General features: G+C 69.2%; 16 protein-coding genes. 11 read left to right on the top strand and 5 right to left on the bottom strand.

Features of this window, described 5'->3' with window-relative positions; genetic code table 11:
* Positions 1-2 precede the first annotated feature (2 nt).
* Positions 3-188, bottom strand: coding sequence for a DUF6494 family protein (locus tag OCH239_RS03830; protein ID WP_037258900.1), 186 nt, complete (start codon positions 186-188; stop codon positions 3-5).
* 227 nt (positions 189-415) lie between these two features.
* On the opposite strand from OCH239_RS03830, the gene OCH239_RS03825 reads away from it, so the two are divergent.
* A complete protein-coding gene (locus tag OCH239_RS03825; protein ID WP_037258898.1) occupies positions 416-1,048 on the top strand; it encodes a glutathione S-transferase family protein in 633 nt (210 codons plus the stop codon).
* Positions 1,049-1,055: 7 nt separating this feature from the next.
* Here the strand turns inward: OCH239_RS03825 and OCH239_RS03820 are convergent, their stop codons facing one another.
* A complete protein-coding gene (locus OCH239_RS03820; RefSeq protein WP_037258896.1) occupies positions 1,056-3,020 on the bottom strand; it encodes a 4Fe-4S binding protein in 1,965 nt (654 codons plus the stop codon).
* A 182-nt stretch (positions 3,021-3,202) separates the two neighbouring features.
* Between OCH239_RS03820 and OCH239_RS03815 the strand changes: the two genes are divergently transcribed.
* The 10 genes from OCH239_RS03815 to OCH239_RS03775 all read left to right on the top strand — a co-directional run bounded on the left by OCH239_RS03815 (position 3,203) and on the right by OCH239_RS03775 (position 13,256).
* On the top strand, positions 3,203-3,766 hold the full coding sequence (locus OCH239_RS03815) for a DUF3305 domain-containing protein (protein ID WP_244430291.1): 564 nt from the start codon (positions 3,203-3,205) through the stop codon (positions 3,764-3,766).
* The gene (locus OCH239_RS03810; RefSeq protein WP_037258894.1) at positions 3,763-4,410 is read left to right on the top strand and encodes a DUF3306 domain-containing protein; all 648 of its coding nucleotides are present in this window, start codon (positions 3,763-3,765) and stop codon (positions 4,408-4,410) included. Before OCH239_RS03815 ends, OCH239_RS03810 begins: the two co-directional genes overlap by 4 nt.
* Positions 4,407-5,021 carry a TorD/DmsD family molecular chaperone gene (locus tag OCH239_RS03805; protein WP_037258893.1) on the top strand — a complete coding sequence of 205 codons (615 nt, stop codon included), beginning with the start codon at positions 4,407-4,409 and terminating at the stop codon, positions 5,019-5,021. Before OCH239_RS03810 ends, OCH239_RS03805 begins: the two co-directional genes overlap by 4 nt.
* Before the next feature lie 95 nt (positions 5,022-5,116).
* Positions 5,117-5,308, top strand: coding sequence for a twin-arginine translocation signal domain-containing protein (locus OCH239_RS03800; RefSeq protein WP_037258890.1), 192 nt, complete (start codon positions 5,117-5,119; stop codon positions 5,306-5,308).
* A 107-nt stretch (positions 5,309-5,415) separates the two neighbouring features.
* The gene (locus OCH239_RS03795) at positions 5,416-8,442 is read left to right on the top strand and encodes a formate dehydrogenase subunit alpha (RefSeq protein ID WP_037258887.1); all 3,027 of its coding nucleotides are present in this window, start codon (positions 5,416-5,418) and stop codon (positions 8,440-8,442) included.
* A 12-nt stretch (positions 8,443-8,454) separates the two neighbouring features.
* Positions 8,455-9,048 carry a formate dehydrogenase FDH3 subunit beta gene (gene fdh3B, locus OCH239_RS03790; protein ID WP_037258884.1) on the top strand — a complete coding sequence of 198 codons (594 nt, stop codon included), beginning with the start codon at positions 8,455-8,457 and terminating at the stop codon, positions 9,046-9,048.
* A gap of 135 nt (positions 9,049-9,183) precedes the next feature.
* Positions 9,184-10,419, top strand: coding sequence for a formate dehydrogenase subunit gamma (locus tag OCH239_RS03785; protein WP_037258881.1), 1,236 nt, complete (start codon positions 9,184-9,186; stop codon positions 10,417-10,419).
* Positions 10,416-11,690 (top strand): c-type cytochrome, encoded by a 1,275-nt coding sequence (locus OCH239_RS03780; protein ID WP_037258878.1) that lies wholly within the window; start codon positions 10,416-10,418, stop codon positions 11,688-11,690. Before OCH239_RS03785 ends, OCH239_RS03780 begins: the two co-directional genes overlap by 4 nt.
* Positions 11,691-11,695: 5 nt before the next feature.
* Positions 11,696-11,866 carry a hypothetical protein gene (locus OCH239_RS22520; protein WP_157577789.1) on the top strand — a complete coding sequence of 57 codons (171 nt, stop codon included), beginning with the start codon at positions 11,696-11,698 and terminating at the stop codon, positions 11,864-11,866.
* 40 nt (positions 11,867-11,906) lie between these two features.
* On the top strand, positions 11,907-13,256 hold the full coding sequence (locus OCH239_RS03775) for a CoA transferase (RefSeq protein WP_051489230.1): 1,350 nt from the start codon (positions 11,907-11,909) through the stop codon (positions 13,254-13,256).
* Positions 13,257-13,456: 200 nt separating this feature from the next.
* On the opposite strand, the gene ychF is transcribed toward OCH239_RS03775, so the two are convergent.
* From ychF to OCH239_RS03760, 3 genes are all read right to left on the bottom strand, one after another.
* Complete coding sequence (gene ychF, locus OCH239_RS03770) at positions 13,457-14,554, bottom strand: redox-regulated ATPase YchF (RefSeq protein WP_037258875.1); 1,098 nt, start codon at positions 14,552-14,554, stop codon at positions 13,457-13,459.
* A 78-nt stretch (positions 14,555-14,632) separates the two neighbouring features.
* A complete protein-coding gene (locus OCH239_RS21985) occupies positions 14,633-15,274 on the bottom strand; it encodes a DUF805 domain-containing protein (protein WP_084782098.1) in 642 nt (213 codons plus the stop codon).
* A 69-nt stretch (positions 15,275-15,343) separates the two neighbouring features.
* Positions 15,344-16,702 (bottom strand): MATE family efflux transporter, encoded by a 1,359-nt coding sequence (locus tag OCH239_RS03760; protein ID WP_037258872.1) that lies wholly within the window; start codon positions 16,700-16,702, stop codon positions 15,344-15,346.
* Positions 16,703-16,728 lie beyond the last annotated feature (26 nt).

Raw genomic sequence — 16,728 nt, 5'->3', positions numbered from 1 at the left:
TGTCACCCCTTGATCGTGCCGGTGACGACGTGCTCGACGTCGAGGCCGTTCACGGTGACGACCGCGCGGGCTTCGTAGGTCTGACCCTCGACGCCCTTGTCGCGGGCTGCCTCCTCGATCGCCTGCTGCGAGGTCACGCCCACCTGCTTCAGGAACTTGCGCATCGACATGTTGAAATCGTCGCTCATGCACCCCTCCTTCGGGCCATTTGAGAAAGCATCGCCGGGTGTAGGACAGCCCCGGTAGCCTTGCAAGTCACCATCACCGGAGCGGTCGCCGCGCACAGGACCGGGTGGCCGGACACGGGGATCGCCGGCGGAGCTTGGCGCAGAGATCGCGGCGGGGACCGCGGCGATTGACGGAGCGGGGGCGCGAGGCGGAGAGTGGCGGCGCGGACCGGCCGGAGGGAGCGGGAATGAGCGGGATCGACTTCTACACCAACCCGATGAGCCGCGGGCAGATCGCCCGCTGGATGCTCGAGGAGATCGGGCAGCCCTACGTGGAGCACCTGCTCGATTGGGGTCCGGAGGGAACGGCCAGTGCGGGTTACCGCGCTGTGAACCCGATGATGAAGGTACCCTGCATCGTGCACGAGGACGCGGTGGTGACGGAGGCGGCGGCGATCGGGCTCTACCTCGCGCACCGCTTTCCCGAGGCGGAGCTCGGGCCGCGCGGCGACGAGATCGCGCCCTATTACCGCTGGATCCTCTTCAGCGCGGGACCGGTCGAGCAGGCCGTGACGGCGCGCGCGATGGGCTGGGAGGTGCCGGGGGACCGCCAGAAGCAGGGCATGCTCGGCTTCGGCAGCTTCGAGCGGACGGTGGACGCGCTGGCGGGGCAGCTCGAGGGGCGCGACTATGTCTGCGGCGACCGCTTCACCATGGCCGATTGCTATGTCGGAGCGCAGGTCGACTGGGGGCTGAACTTCGGCACGCTGCCCGAGCGCGACGCCTTCGTGACCTATGCCGAACGCGTGCGGGCGCGCCCGGCCTCCAAGAAGGCCAGGGCGCGGGATACCGAACTGATCGAGGCAGCGCAGGCGGGGTAAGTCCGCTTCAGTGATCGCGCCGCTTCGAGGGCCCGGTGTTTAGGTAATCGTCGGTGGTGCGCGGCTTCGGCCGGTCGCCCGCGGCGTAGGGGTTGTTCTGCGAGTGGTACTGCGCGCGGACCCGGCAATCGTCGCACATGCGGATCATCCGGGCGGCGTCGCCGGTGGCGAACATCGAATGCTTGCCGGCGAGCTGCTCGGCGATCCGGTCGATGGTCGACTGCACGCCGAAGGGGGTGCCGCATTCGATGCAGAGCGCCGGTTCCTCCTCGTTCAGCACCTGCTGTGAGAGCGCCTCGGGATCGAGATTCATCCGCGGCTCGAGCGTGATCGCGTTCTCGGGGCAGGTCGTCTCGCAGAGACCGCATTGCAGGCAGGCGTCCTCCTGGAAGAGGAGCTGCGGCTTGTCGGCATTGTCGCCGAGCGCGCCCGAGGGGCAGACCGACACGCAGGCGAGGCAGAGCGTGCAGGCGTCGGTGTCGCAGAGGACCGCGCCGTAGGGGGCGTGATCGGGCAGCGCGTGCTTGCCGCCCTCGGGGTGGAGCGCCGAGGCCGCGACCCGCGTGACCTGACGGCGGGTACCGATAGGGAGCGCAGGGTCGGCGACCGCCGCCGCTTTCTCGGCGCCGTAGAGTGCCTCGGGCAGCGCGTCGGGGTCGGCGAGTTCGAGGAGCCGCACGCGAGGGCCGCCGGCGAGCGCATCGGTAAGCGCCGCCTGCGCCTCGGGGGTCTCGCGCTCGGTCTTCGGCGACATGAGCACGTCGATGCCGGTCGCGCCGGCGCCGAGGGCGGCCATCATCTCGGCATGGCCGAAGGCCGCGATGGCGTCGATCTCGAACGGGATCACGTCCGCGGGCAGACCCCGGCCGAAACGGGCGGCGAGGCCGATCATCTCGCGGCCGAACTCGGCGTCGTGGACGAGGAGGCGCGGCGCCGTGCCGCCCGCCTTGCGGAAGGTCGAGAGCAGGACGTCGATGCGGCGGAAGATCGAGGAGACCGGCGGCGCATCGTAGGTGATCGCGCCCGAGGGGCAGACCGAGGAACACGCGCCGCAGCCCGCGCAGATCATCGGATCGACGCTGACGTGATCGCCGTCCGGGGTGATCGCGCCGGTTGGGCAGATGTCGAGGCAGTTGGTGCAGCCGATCTTCCGCGACCGAGAATGGGCGCAGAGCGCGGGCTCGGCGCGGACATAGAGCGGTTTCTCGAAGGTGCCGACCATCTCGCGCGCCTCGGCTGCGCGGGCATGGAGCGCACCCGGCTGGCGCGGATCGGCGCGCAGGTATCCCTCGCGCTTCTGCGGCGCGGGAAAGAGCGGCGTGTCGGCCGTCAGGTCGAACAGGATGTCGCATTCGGAGACGGCGCCGTCCCGCGGCTCCGAGAACGTGAACGCGCCGCGGCCGCCCGGGACGAGCTGCTGCAGGCCGTCGATGCGGAGCTTGAACTGCCCGAGCGTGCCCTCGGAGCGCGCGATGCGGCCGCGCACCACGTCGAAGCGGCGGTCGGCGGGAGGTTCGGAGGCGTCGGTCTGGAGCACGGTCACGGCGAGGGTGTCGCAGAGGAGAGAAGCGGCCTCGAAGGCGGGCTCGCCCGCGCCGAGGATGAGGCAGGTGCCCTCGGAGACGACGTCCATGGCGCGGGCGGGCGGGACCGAGACCTGCGCCTCGGCTGCGAGGGCGGCCTGTTTCGGACCGGCGCTCTCGGCTTCGTCGGACCAGCCGGCGCGGTCGCGCAGGTCGACATGGCCGGGCGCCTCGATGCCGAGCTCCTCGGCCAGCATCTCGAAGAACGCGGTCTCCTGCCCGCAGGCGACCAGCGTCTCGCCATCGGCGATACCATTTGCCGCGGCCTCGGCCTCGTGCATGCAGAGACCGGTATGGACGCGGCTCGGGGTCAGGCCGGACGCGGCGATGGCCGCGGTGTCGAGCGACTGGCTGCCGAGGCAGTCGCAGAGGAGGATGCGTTTGGCCATGGAAATTCGTCTCTCCTGGGGATGCGGGGGCGGGTCACGTCGGGGGCTTGCCGGGGCCGCGGGCCACATCACCTTTGGGGGGTGTTCGTCCAGAGGGCTAGCCCGCCATCTTGATCCCGGCAAGGGCTGGCGCCTAAGCTGCCCCTCCGAGACGACATATCTCAGCCCCACCGGAGGCATCGTTGACCCCAGTCCCAGACCGCCAGACCCGCACGCGCATCTCGACCCCGGTCGGCGTCGTGGTGCGCCGCACCCCGGGCGTGACTCGCTGGGCCGCATGGAGCTGGCGGCCGGTGGCGATACTCGCCGGCGCCGGGCCCGCGGAGTGGAAGGTCCTGCGCGAGGAGGGGGGCGTGACAGACTACCACGCCGCGACCGTGCCGCTGACCCTCCACCGGGGCGAGACGGCGGCATATCGCGTCGCGCTCTCGGAGCCGCAGCCGTCGGTCTACGCGGTGCTGCGCCCGGCCAAGGGCGAGATCCCGTGGTCGGTGCACCTCGTCACCGCCTCGCCGCACGAGGCGGCGCTCTTCGCCCAGAGCGGCGAGGAGATCGTGGAGAAGCTGACCATGCCCCCTGCCCTTGCCGCCTGGGTCGGCGCGTGGGTGGCCGAACATCACGTCGACACGCCCTTCGTGAAGCGCAAGCGCCGCGGGATCGAGGACGAGGCGACGGAGGCCCCGCGGGCCCCGCGCCCCGACGATCCCTGGCAGCCGCCGACCGGGCGGCAGGGAGGTACGGCATGAGCCGGAGCGATTTCTGGTCCCGCCGCAAGGCCGCCGTCGAGGCGGAACGCTCGGCGGAGCGCGAGGCGGAGGAGACGCGCAGCGAGGAAGAGGCGCTCGAGGCACAACGGGCCGAGATCGCCGAGAAGAGCGACGCGGAGATCTGCGCCGAGTTCGGCCTGCCCGATCCCGACGAGATGAAGCCCGGCGATACTGTCGCGGGGTTCCTGCGCAAGGAGATCCCGGAACGCCTGCGCCGCCGCGCCCTGCGCCGGCTCTGGCGGTCGAACCCGGTTCTCGCCTGCCTCGATGGGCTCAACGATTACGACGAGGACTACACCAACAACGCAATCGGCGCAGGGGGCCTGAAATCGGCCTACCAGGTCGGGCGCGGGCTGAAGCGGCACGTGGACGCGCTGGCCGAGGCCGCGGAAAAGCGGGACGCGCCGGAGAACGTGACCGAGAAAATCCCGGAAGAAACGCAAGTCGGCGAAAATTCTGCGGAAGAAGAGCAGAGCGTGCAGGAAGCTGGTGATGCTGCACCTGCATCTACGACTATGGTCGCAGTGGAGAGCGAGCTTCCGGCAGGGACACAACAGGATGAAGAGGAGTGGAGACCTGCGCCGCGGCGCATGCGCTTCCGCTTCGATACGGAGACCGGATGACCGAGAACACGGCGCAAATTCAGACGATTGACGAGGAGGACCGGCTGCGCGCCGACCTCTACAATTATCTCGGCCTGATGCTGTCCGGACCGCCGGACGAGATGCTCCTGGCGCAGACCGCGGGGCTGTCCGGCGACGACGGGACCGACCTCGGGCGGGCCTTCGGAGCGCTGGCCGCCAGGGCCGCCGAGACGACGCCGAAAGAGGCCGAGCGCGAGTTCAACGCGCTCTTCATCGGGCTCGGGCGCGGGGAGCTTCTGCCCTATGCGAGCTACTACCTGACCGGCTTTCTCAACGAGAAGCCGCTCGCCACGCTCCGGCAGGACCTGCGGGCGCGGGGCGTCGCAAGGGCGCCGAACGTCTACGAGCCCGAGGACAACATCGCGACGCTGATGGAGGTCATGGGCGGGCTCATCGTGGGCCGCTTCGGCGCGCCCGCGAGCCTCGACAGCCAGCGGACCTTCTTCAACCGGCATGTGGGGCCCTGGGCGGGTCACTTCTTCGCCGATCTCGAGAAGGCGAAGACCGCGAACCTCTACGTTCCGCTCGCCACGGCGGCGCGCGCCTTCATCGAGGTCGAGCGTGAAGCCTTCCGCATGGCGCCGGAATAGGGCAGGATAAAGAGGCGGTTGGATCTCCGCCGAACGAACATAGCCAGCGAGGGCGCCAAAGAGCGCCCGAGCCAAGTGAAGGGGAGGTGGACGTTATGTCCGACACAACGCAGGCGGGCGCCAGCCGCCGGAATTTCCTGAAACTGGCCGGAACCGCGGCCCCCGCGGCCGCCGCAGCGGTGGCCCTCGGCGGACACGAGGCGGAGGCCGCAGAGCCCGCCGGTCCGCACAAGGGCCTCGCCGATACCGCGCATACCAGAGCCTATTTCGATACCGCCCGCTTCTGAACGGCGGATCACGTGAACCGGCCGCGCCGAGGGACTGGCGCAGATAAGGCCGGATGCAAGCGGCCTGATCCTTACCCAAGGTCAGGCGCCAGCCAGGGAGGGGAGTCATGCTCCGCAAGAAATCAACAGGTGTCGCCCGCGCTGCGCGCCCCTCGGGGCTGCTCGCCGAAGTGGGCCGCAAGGCGATCGACCGCCGCGCCTTCCTGCGCGGCTCGGGGCTGGCCATCGGCGGGCTGACCGCCATCGCCGCGACCGGAGGATCGGTCACCCGCGCCACCGCCCAGACCGCCGCCGAGGGCGCGGTCCAGACGGTGAAGTCGGTCTGCACGCATTGCTCGGTGGGCTGCACCGTGATCGCCGAGGTGCAGGACGGCGTCTGGACGGGTCAGGAGCCCGGCTGGGACAGCCCGTTCAACCTCGGCGCCCATTGCGCCAAGGGCGCCTCGGTGCGCGAGCACACGCACGGCGAGCGCCGGCTCAAGTATCCGATGAAGAAGGAAGGCGGCGAATGGGTCCGCATCTCGTGGGAAGAGGCGATCGACGAGATCGGCGACCGGATGATGTCGATCCGCGAGGAAAGCGGGCCTGACAGCGTCTACTGGCTCGGCTCGGCCAAGCATTCCAACGAGCAGGCCTATCTCTTCCGCAAGTTCGCCGCCTATTGGGGCACCAACAACGTCGACCACCAGGCGCGGATCTGCCACTCGACCACCGTTGCAGGCGTTGCGAACACATGGGGCTACGGCGCCATGACCAACTCCTACAACGACATCCACAACAGCCGGGCGATCTTCGTGATCGGCGGCAACCCGGCCGAGGCGCATCCGGTCTCGCTCCTGCACCTGCTGAAGGCCAAGGAGCAGAACAACGCGCCGATGATCGTGTGCGACCCGCGCTTCACGCGGACCGCGGCGCATGCGGACGAATACGTGCGCTTCCGCCCGGGCACGGACGTGGCGCTCGTCTGGGGCATCCTCTGGCACATCTTCGAGAACGGCTGGGAGGATCAGGAATTCATCCGCACCCGCGTCTGGGGGATGGACGAGATCCGCGCCGAGGTCGCCAACTGGACGCCCGACGAGGTCGAGCGCGTGACCGGCACGCCCGGCAGCCAGCTCGAGCGGGTCGCGCGGACGCTGGCCGAAAACCGTCCCGGCACGGTGATCTGGTGCATGGGCGGCACCCAGCACACCAACGGCAACAACAACACCCGCGCCTACTGCATCCTGCAGCTCGCCCTCGGCAACATGGGCCAGGCGGGCGGCGGCACGAACATCTTCCGCGGCCACGACAACGTGCAGGGCGCGACCGATCTCGGCGTGCTCGCCGACACTCTGCCGGGCTATTACGGCCTGACCGATGGCGCGTGGTCGCACTGGGCCCGTGTCTGGGGCGAGGACATGGAGTGGCTGAAGAGCCGGTTCTCCCCCGAGGTGCGCGACGACGCCGGCGAAGAGAAGCCGATGATGAACATGACCGGCATCCCGGTCTCGCGCTGGATCGACGGCGTGCTCGAAGATCCAGAGAACATCGAACAGCCGAACCCGACCCGGGCGATGGTGTTCTGGGGGCACGCGCCCAACAGCCAGACCCGCCTGCCCGAGATGAAGACGGCGATGGAGGCGCTCGACCTGCTGGTGGTGGTGGACCCATACCCGACCGTCACGGCGGTGATGCAGGACCGGACCGACGGCGTGTACCTGCTTCCCGCGGCGACGCAGTTCGAGACCTACGGCTCGGTCACCGCGTCGAACCGGTCGCTGCAATGGCGCGAGAAGGTGGTGGACCCGATCTTCGAATCGAAGCCCGACCACACGATCATGAAGCTCTTCGCGGACAAGTTCGGCTTCTCGGACCGGATGTTCCGCAACATCGAGGTGAACGGCGACGAGCCGCTCGTCGAGGACCTGACCCGCGAGTTCAACCGCGGCATGTGGACCATCGGCTATACCGGCCAGTCGCCGGAGCGGATGCGCGCCCATATGCAGAACCAGCACACCTTCGACAAGACGACGCTGAAGGCGCTCGGCGGTCCGGCGGACGGCGATTACTACGGCCTGCCGTGGCCGAGCTGGGGCACGCCCGAGATGCGGCATCCCGGGAGCCCGAACCTCTACGACATCTCCAAGCCCGTCGCCGACGGCGGCATGGGGTTCCGTGCGCGCTTCGGCGTGGAGCGGAATGGCGAGAACCTTCTGGCCGAAGGTGTCGCGCCGGTCGGCTCGGAGATCCAGGACGGTTATCCGGAATTCACCTACCAGATGCTGGTGGATCTCGGCTGGGACGGCGATCTCACCGACGAGGAGCGGTCCCTGATCGAGCAGGTCGCCGGCTGGGAGGGTGAACGTCCCAACGGCGAGGGCGCCTCGGGCGACCAGAACGCCTCGAACAATTCCTCGAGCAGCGACAATGTCGGCGAGCAGTCGCAATCGGGACCGATCCAGTCCGACTACATCAACGCCGTCGGCGGGGTGAACTGGAAGACCGACATCTCGGGCGGCATCCAGCGCGTCGCGATCGCCCATGGCTGCGCCCCCTACGGCAACGCCAAGGCGCGCGCGGTGGTCTGGACCTTCCCCGACCCGGTTCCGAAGCACCGCGAGCCGCTATACACGCCGCGCTACGATCTCGTTGCGGACTACCCGACCTACGAGGACAAGAAGTTCTGGCGCGTGCCGACCCTCTACAAGTCGATCCAGGACACGGACTTCTCGGGCGACTACCCGATCACGCTCACCTCGGGCCGGCTCGTGGAATACGAGGGCGGCGGCGACGAGACGCGGTCGAACCCGTGGCTCGCCGAGCTTCAGCAGGACATGTTCGTCGAGATCAACACACGCGACGCCAACAACCTCGGCGTCCGGGACGGCGGCATGGTCTGGGTCGAGGGCCCCGAAGGCGGCCGGGTGAAGGTCATGGCGATGGTCACCGAGCGCGTCGCGCAGGGTGTCGCCTTCATGCCCTTCCACTTCGGCGGCTTCTGGCAGGGCGAGGATCTGCGGTCGAAATACCCCGAGGGGGCCGATCCGTATGTCCTCGGCGAGAGCTGCAACACTGCACAGACCTACGGCTACGACTCGGTCACGCAGATGCAGGAAACCAAGGCTACCCTTTGCAAGATCGAAGCGGCGTAAGGAGACAGAACAATGGCAAGAGCGAAGTTTCTCTGCGACGCCGAACGCTGCATCGAGTGCAACGCCTGCGTCACCGCGTGCAAGAACGAGCACGAGGTTCCCTGGGGCATCAACCGCCGCCGCGTGGTGACGATCCAGGACGGCCAGCCGGGTGAGCGGTCGATCTCGGTCGCCTGCATGCATTGCTCGGACGCACCCTGCATGGCCGTGTGCCCGGTGGATTGCTTCTACCAGACCTCGGACGGCATCGTGCTGCACTCCAAGGACCTCTGCATCGGCTGCGGCTATTGCTTCTACGCGTGCCCCTTCGGCGCGCCGCAATACCCGCAGGCGGGCAACTTCGGCAGCCGCGGCAAGATGGACAAGTGCACCTTCTGCGCCGGCGGTCCCGAAGAGGACATGTCCCAGGTCGAGTTCCAAAAATACGGGCGCAACCGGATCGCGGAGGGCAAGCTGCCGATCTGCGCCGAGATGTGCTCGACCAAGGCGCTGCTCGCCGGCGACGGCGACACGGTGTCGGACATCTACCGCGAGCGCGTCGTCGCGCGCGGCTTCGGCGCGGGCGCCTGGGGCTGGGGCACGGCCTACGACCAGAAGGGCCAGTAACGGCCCGACGCGACGGCCACCCGCTCCGGCGCTCCGGGGCGGGCGGCTCTACCTTGCGGCCCCGGCCTCCGGAGGCCGCCGCACGGGGGACGCATCGCCGGCCCTCAAGAGGTTGACTGGATCCGGACCCCGACAATGACCCGACTTTTCTCGTTTCTCGCCATCCTGACCGTCGCGGCCGGCCTTGCGCTTCCCGTCGGCGCGCAATCGGTCTCGCCGCCCGAGGGCGCGGTCGAGACACCCGACAGCGTCGAGCCCGCCACCAGCGGCGCGACACCGACGCTCGAGGACATCCTCCGCCGTCAGGAGGGGCTCGAGGTCGATCAGGCGGACCGCGCGACGCTCACCGGCCGGGCGACCGGTCCCGAGGAGGCGCAGGGCCCGCTCGGCACGCTCGGCGGATCGTCCGATGCCGATCTCTGGCGCGCCTTCCGGTTCGACAATCGCGAGATGACCACACAGGTGCGCGGCCCGGCGGCGGACGTCATCATGCAGGACCGCGGCATGTGGTGGCTCGAGGTCCGCGAGGGGCCGCTGATCACCTGGGGCGGCTGGCTGCTGCTCGGCACGATCGCCGTTCTCGCGCTCTTCTACCTGCTGCGCGGCCGCGTCCGCATCGACGGACGGAAGACCGGGCGCCGGATCCTGCGCTTCACCTCGGTCGAGCGGTTCTCGCACTGGCTTCTGGCGGGGTCGTTCATCCTGCTCGCGCTGACCGGTCTGCTGACCCTGATGGGGCGGAAATTCCTGATCCCGGCTTTCGGGCACGAGGCGTTCTCGATTGTCGCGATCGGATCGAAGTGGATCCACAACAACATCGCCTGGGCGTTCATCATCGCGCTCGTGATGATCTTCGTGCAATGGGTCTGGCACAACCTGCCCGACCGCACCGACGTGAACTGGATCCTCAAGGGTGGCGGGCTGCTGACCAAGGGCCATCCCCCCGCCAAGAAGTTCAACGCGGGCCAGAAGATGATCTTCTGGTCGGTGATCGTGCTCGGAGGGTCGATCGCGGTCTCGGGGCTGTCGCTGCTCTTTCCGTTCGAGATCAGTCTCTTCGCGCCGACCTTCGAAAAGCTGAACGCTATCGGTGCGCCAGGCTGGGTGGGGCTCGACCCGCTGCCCGTTGCGCTCTCGCCGCAGGCCGAGATGCAATACGCGCAGCTCTGGCACGCGATCGTCGGGTTCGTGCTGATGGCGATCATCATCGCGCATATCTATATCGGCTCGATCGGCATGGAGGGCGCATTCGACGCCATGGGCGAGGGCCACGTGGAAGAGCAATGGGCCGCCGAGCATCACTCGATCTGGTACGAGAAGAAGCGCCGGGAGGGTGAGGTCGCGCCCAAGGGTGCGACGCCGGCGGAGTGAGACGCGCGGCGCTCACCGGGGCCCTGCTGGTCCTCTCCGGAGCGGCAGGGGCACAGTCGCTCGACGGCCACGGCGGGCCGGTCATGGACATCGCCGTGGCGGAGGACGGCACGGTGGCGACCGCGAGCTTCGACAATTCGGTGGGGCTCTGGACGGACGGGGCGCCGCGCTGGCTCGAAGGGCACGAGGCGGCGGTGAACGTCGTCGCCTTCCTGCCGGACGGGCAGCTTGCCAGCGGAGCCGACGATTTCGACGTGATCCTGTGGGACCGCGCGTCGGGAGAGGTGGCGGAGCGCCTCGAGGGTCATCAGGGCAAGGTCATGGGGCTCGCGGGTCACGGGGGCCTGATCGCCTCGGCAAGTTGGGACGGGACGATCCGGCTCTGGGCGGAGGGAGACGTGCAGGAGCTCGGCGGGCATGACGGACCGGTCAACGCCGTCGCGTTCGGGCCGGACGGTGCGCTCTATTCGGCCTCCGCCGACGGCACGGTCCGGGTCTGGGACGTTGCAGCTGCCAAGGAGGAGCGGCGGGTCGTGGAGCACGGCTTCGGGATCAACGAGATCGTGCTCGGCCCAGATGCGGACTGGATCGCCTGGGGCGCGGTGGACGGCACCGTCAAGGTGACGGACCTTTCCAGCGGCGCAGAGATCGCGGACCTCTCCGCCGGGCGGCGGCCGATCCTCGCGCTCGATCTTTCGGAGGAGGCGGGCGCGCTGGCGGTCGGGGACGGCGAGGGGCACATCCTGATCGCCGACACCGCGGACTGGTCGGTGCGCCACGATTTCCGCGCGACGCTGCAGGGTCCGGTCTGGGCGCTCGCCTTCGCGCCGGGCGGAGACACGCTCTACGCCGCGGGGCTGGACGCGGCGGTGCAGACCTGGCCGATGGATGCGCTCGGCGACGGCACGGTGATCGCCTCGGGCGACGAGAGCTTCCTCGCCGATCCCGCGACGCTTCCGAACGGGGAGCGGCAGTTCAAGCGCAAGTGCTCGATCTGTCACACGCTGGGGCCGGATGGCGCACGCCGCGCCGGACCGAGCCTGCACGACCTTTTCGGCCGCCGCGCCGGGACGGTTCCGGGCTACACCTATTCCGACGCGCTGGACGGGAGCGACCTCGTCTGGACCGAGGACACCATCGATGCTCTCTTCGACATCGGACCCGAGCATTACGTTCCGGGCACGAAGATGCCCATGCAACGCATCACCGGCGCGGAGGACCGCGCCGACCTGATCGATTATCTGCGCCGCGCGACCGCGGCCACGGAGTGAGTAAGATGAAAGCGTTTCTAGCCGCCTGCGTCGTGTGCGCCCTGATCACTGCCGGCGCATGGTTCGCGCTGACAAACGCCACCGAGTTCACCGCCGCGGGCCGCAACGTGAGCGACGGCGCGGTGCGCCTCGGCGATGCCGGAACCGAAGACACGGACGTCGACCTGCGCGAGTGATCCGCTTGCGGGCGCTGCGGCACGGCGTCATCGTGGCGGCATGAAAGAGATCTTCGATGCGCTCGGGCTGACGCCCGACGGACTGCACCTGACCGGCGCGGAACACCTTCCCTCGGCTTTCGAGGTGACCGAACTGATCGCCTCGGCGCAGGGAGCGGTCGGGGTGGCGCTGGCCGACCTCGTCGCGTCGTGGGGCCTCGGGTCGCGGCCGGCGGACGTGCGGGTCGATCGGCGGCTGGCTTCGCTCTGGTGCGCTTCGTCCATCCGCCCGGAGGGTTGGGAGATGCCGCCCGTCTGGGATGCGGTGGCGGGCGACTACAAGGCGCGGGACGGATGGATCAGACTGCACACCAACGCGCCCCATCACCGCGAGGCCGCGCTGCACGTGCTGGATGTGGCAGGCGAACGGGACGCCGTCGCGGAGGCGGTGTCCACTTGGAATGTGGAAGCGCTCGAAGCGGCGGTCGTCGATGCGGGCGGCGCGGCGGCCGCGATGCGCAGCGCTGCGGACTGGGCGGACCATCCTCAAGGGCGTGCAGTCGCGGCCGAGCCGCTTGTGGCGTTCGAGGGCGAAGTGGCCCCCACGCTGGGTCCGGCCATGGCCCGTCCGGACCGCCCGCTCGCGGGGCTTAAGGTGCTCGACCTGACGCGGGTGCTGGCGGGGCCGGTCGCCACGCGGGCGCTGGCGGGCTTCGGGGCGGAAGTGCTGCGGATCGACCCGCCGGACTTCGACGAGCCTACCCTCGCCCCCGACGTGACGCTCGGCAAGGCCTGCGCGCGGCTCGACCTGCGGCACGAGACGGACCGGACGGTGTTCGAGCGGCTGCTGCCCGAGGCGGATCTTCTGGTTCACGGCTACCGGCCGGGCGCGCTCGAAGGGCTGGGCTACGGCGCGGAGGCGCGCGCGGCGATGAACCCGGCGCTCAGGGAAGTGACGCTCGACGCCTACGGCTGGAGCGGTCCATGGGCGATGCGGCGCGGCTTCGACAGCCTCGTGCAGATGAGTTGCGGGATAGCCCATGCGGGAATGGCGTGGGCCGGCCGCGACCGTCCCACCCCCCTGCCCGTTCAGGCGCTCGATCACGCGACCGGATACCTGATGGCGGCGGCGGCGCTTCGGCTGTTCGCGGGCACGCAGCGGCAGGCGCGGCTTTCGCTCGCACGGACGGCGGAGCTGCTGAAGGCCCATCCGCAGGAGCGCGAAGGGACGTTGGACACCACGCCTGCCGACGCGGACCTTGGGGAGGATTTGGAGCACACGGCGTGGGGCGACGCGCGGAGGCTGCGGCCTGCAATCGACGTGGCGGGCGTGGAGATGCGCTGGGATCGCCCGGCGGAGCCGCAAGGAACATCGGCTGCGACCTGGCCTTCAGACGCCGGAGGGCACTAGCGCCAGACGCTGAGCCGCGTTCGCTTTTTTCGCACCGCGACCGGAACCGGCGTCTCGAGAACCGGATGCGGTCGCAGTGGCGGAGGGCATTGCCCAATCGCCACATCGGACCGCGTGGCCACGCGGGCTCTCTCCACGCCTAAGCGTTTGCCCCCCGTCCCGGATGGCGCGCCGCGTGCACGCGCCGTCCGTTTCAGGTCTCAGGTGTTGAAAAGGAAGTGCAGGACGTCGCCGTCCTTGACCCGGTAGGCCTTTCCCTCGACGCGCATCTTTCCGGCGTCCTTGGCGGCCTGCTCGCCGCCGAGCTCCACGAAATCGTCGTAAGAGATCGTCTCGGCGCGGATGAAGCCCTTTTCGAAATCGCCGTGGATGACGCCCGCCGCTGCCGGTGCGAGCGTGCCGATCGGGATCGTCCAGGCGCGGGCTTCCTTGGGGCCGACGGTGAAGTAGGTCTCGAGATGCAGAAGCTCGTAGCCCGCGCGGATCATCCGGTCGAGACCGGCCTCGGCGAGGCCGAGCTCTTCGAGGAACATCTCGGCCTCCTCCTCGTCGAGCTGGCTGATCTCCTCCTCGATCTTGGCGGAGATGACCACGTGCGCGTTGCCCTGTTCGGCGGCCATGGCGGCGACCTTTTCGGACTGCGCGTTGCCGGTCGCGGCCTCGTCCTCGGAGACGTTGCAGACGTAGAGCACAGGCTTCTGCGTCAGGAGCTGCAGCATCCGCCAGGCCTTGCGGTCGTCCTCGGCCACCTCGACGGTCCGCACGGGCTTGCCCTCCTCGAGGGCCGCCATCGCCATTTTCAGAAGGCGCTCCTGCTGGACCGCCTCCTTGTCGCCGCCGCGGACCTTGCGGACGATGTTCTGAAGGCGCTTCTCGATCGATTCCATGTCGGCGATCATGAGCTCGGTCTCGATCGTCTCGGCGTCCGCCACCGGGTCCACCCGGCCGTCCACATGCACCACGTCCCCGTCCTCGAAACAGCGCAGCACATGTGCGATCGCGTCGACCTCGCGGATGTTGGCGAGGAACTGGTTGCCGAGGCCCTCGCCCTTGGACGCGCCCTTCACGAGGCCCGCGATGTCCACGAAGGTCAGCCGGGTCGGGATGACCTGCTTGGACTTGGCGATGTCCGCGAGCGTCGCGAGACGCTTGTCGGGCACCGCGACCTCGCCCACGTTCGGCTCGATGGTGCAGAACGGAAAGTTGGCCGCCTGCGCCGATGCCGTGCGCGTCAGCGCGTTGAAGAGCGTCGACTTGCCGACGTTCGGCAGCCCGACGATGCCCATGCGAAAGCCCATGCCTCGGATTCCTCGATCATGCCCGGTGTAACGCGGCGCTTCTAGGGGCGCGGGGCTCCGCGTGCAAGCAGCCGTGGCTCAGCCGTAGCGGTTCGGGCCGTCGCCCGGGGGCTTCGTCATCCACCAGATCAGGATCGCCCAGCCGACCAGCGGGATGAACCAGATCAGCAGCCACCAGCCCGAGCGGTCGATGTCGTGCAGGCGGCGGACATTGAGCGCAAGCGTCGGGATGAGCGTCGCGAGCCCCCAGAAGGATTGCAGCGTGTCGCCGCCGATGAGGTAGGCGAGCGCGGAGATGATCAGGGAATCGAGCATCCAGAACCAGTACTCGCCGCGATTGCTGCGCCCCGAGAAGGTCGCGTAATTGCGGAAGAACCTCTTTGCCGCATCGACCGGATCGCTCTCGCGGCGATAGTCGCGGCCGGAATGGGCGCCGCCTGCGCCGCGCCAGCCCTCTGCCGGTGTGCCGTGCACGCCCTCTCCGGGGCTGCTGCGGCGACCCGAGGCGGGGATGCCCTGCACGGCGCTGTCCGGGGGTGGCGGCGGCGGGGGCGCGGTCGCGAAGGAGGCCATGTGAAGCTCCGCCGGTTCCCATTCGGACATGCCGTGCCGCCAGACGAGCGTTCCGGGCCCGATCGTGCCGTCGCGGGCGAGCTCGGCCATCCGGTCTTCGGAGACGGGACCGTCCTGCGCGTCGCCATTGGCGTAAAACCAGCTCATCACATCACCTGTCTCGAATACCGTATCGCGCAGAGTTAACACGATGCGCCGGGACCGCCGCAACACCTCTCAGGCGGCGGCCAGGCGCGGGACTGTGCGGCCCCAGAACCGCGACATGAGGAAGACGCCGGCGGCGCCGAGGCCGACCACGAGCCCGATCCAGACGCCCGGACCGCCCCAGCCAAGGACGAAGCCGCACATCCACGCAGCGGGCATGCCGACGCCCCAATAGGCGAGAGCGGCGAGCCACATCGGAACGCGGGTGTCCTGCACACCGCGAAGGAGCCCGAGCGCGATCACCTGCGCCGCATCGACGAGCTGGAAGAGCGCCGCGACGGCAAGGAGCGCCACGCCCGCCTCGACGATTGCGACGCGGTCGGGGTCGGAGGGGTCGAGGAACACGCCGACGAGCGGCTCCGGCGCGGCGAGGAAGATCACCACGGTCACCGCGGCGAAAGCGCCCGAGAGCGCGATCACCGTCCATGCGCCGCGCACGAGGTGGCCCGCGTCGCGGCGGCCGAAGGCGTTGCCCGCGCGGACGGTCGCGGCGTTCGAGAGGCCCATATGCACCATGAAGGCGGCGGTCGCGAGCTGCACCGCGATGCCGTGGGCGGCGAGCGGCACGGTGCCGAGCCAGCCCATCATCAGCGCCGAGGCGGCGAAGAGCGCGACCTCGGAGAGGTTGGTGAGCCCGATCGGCCAGCCGAGGCGGAAGACCTCGGCGAACATCTCCCAGTCGGGGTTCCAGAACCGGGTGAAGAGGTCGTGCTCGGGCAGCTTTCCCTTGGCATAGGCGACGACGCCGGCAAGGCTGATGCCGTGTGTGAGAACCGACGCGATGGCGGCGCCTTCGATCCCGAGCGCGGGAAAGCCAAAATTGCCGAAGATCAGCGCGTAGTTGAAGACCGCGTTGAGGAGCGCCGCGCCGCCGGTGATCCAGAAGACGATGCGGGTGTGTTCGAGCCCGGCGAGGTAGCTCTTGATCACCATCACCGCCAGCGCGGGCAACATGCCCCAGAGCGCGATGCGGAGGTAGACCTGAGCGTTCTGCGAGACCGTCTCGGCCTGTCCGAGCGCGCGCAGGATCGGGCCCGAGAACCACAGGAGCGGCACGGTTCCGGCGAAGAAGAGGATCGAGAGCCAGAGGCCCATGCGGGTCGCGCGGCGAATCATCACCTCGTCGTCCCGGGCGGCATAGCTCGCCACCATCGGCATCACGGCCCAGGCGAACCCGGTGCCGAGCAGGAAGAGCGTGAAGAACGCGGTATGCGCGAGGGTCAGCGCAGCCAGCGCCTCGGCCCCGTACCAGCCCAGCATGATCGTGTCGGTCAACCCGATCAGGAACTGCGCCAGGTGCCCGCCGACGAGCGGAAGGCCGAGCGTCATCAGCGCGCGGGCGTGCTGGGGATAGGTCATCTGGGCGGTCATGGGATGCGCTTACGCCGCGCCCCGGG

It is taken from the genome of Roseivivax halodurans JCM 10272, assembly GCF_000521785.1.
Taxonomy (GTDB): Bacteria; Pseudomonadota; Alphaproteobacteria; order Rhodobacterales; family Rhodobacteraceae; genus Roseivivax; species Roseivivax halodurans.
This window is presented reverse-complemented; position numbering and strand designations above follow the sequence as displayed.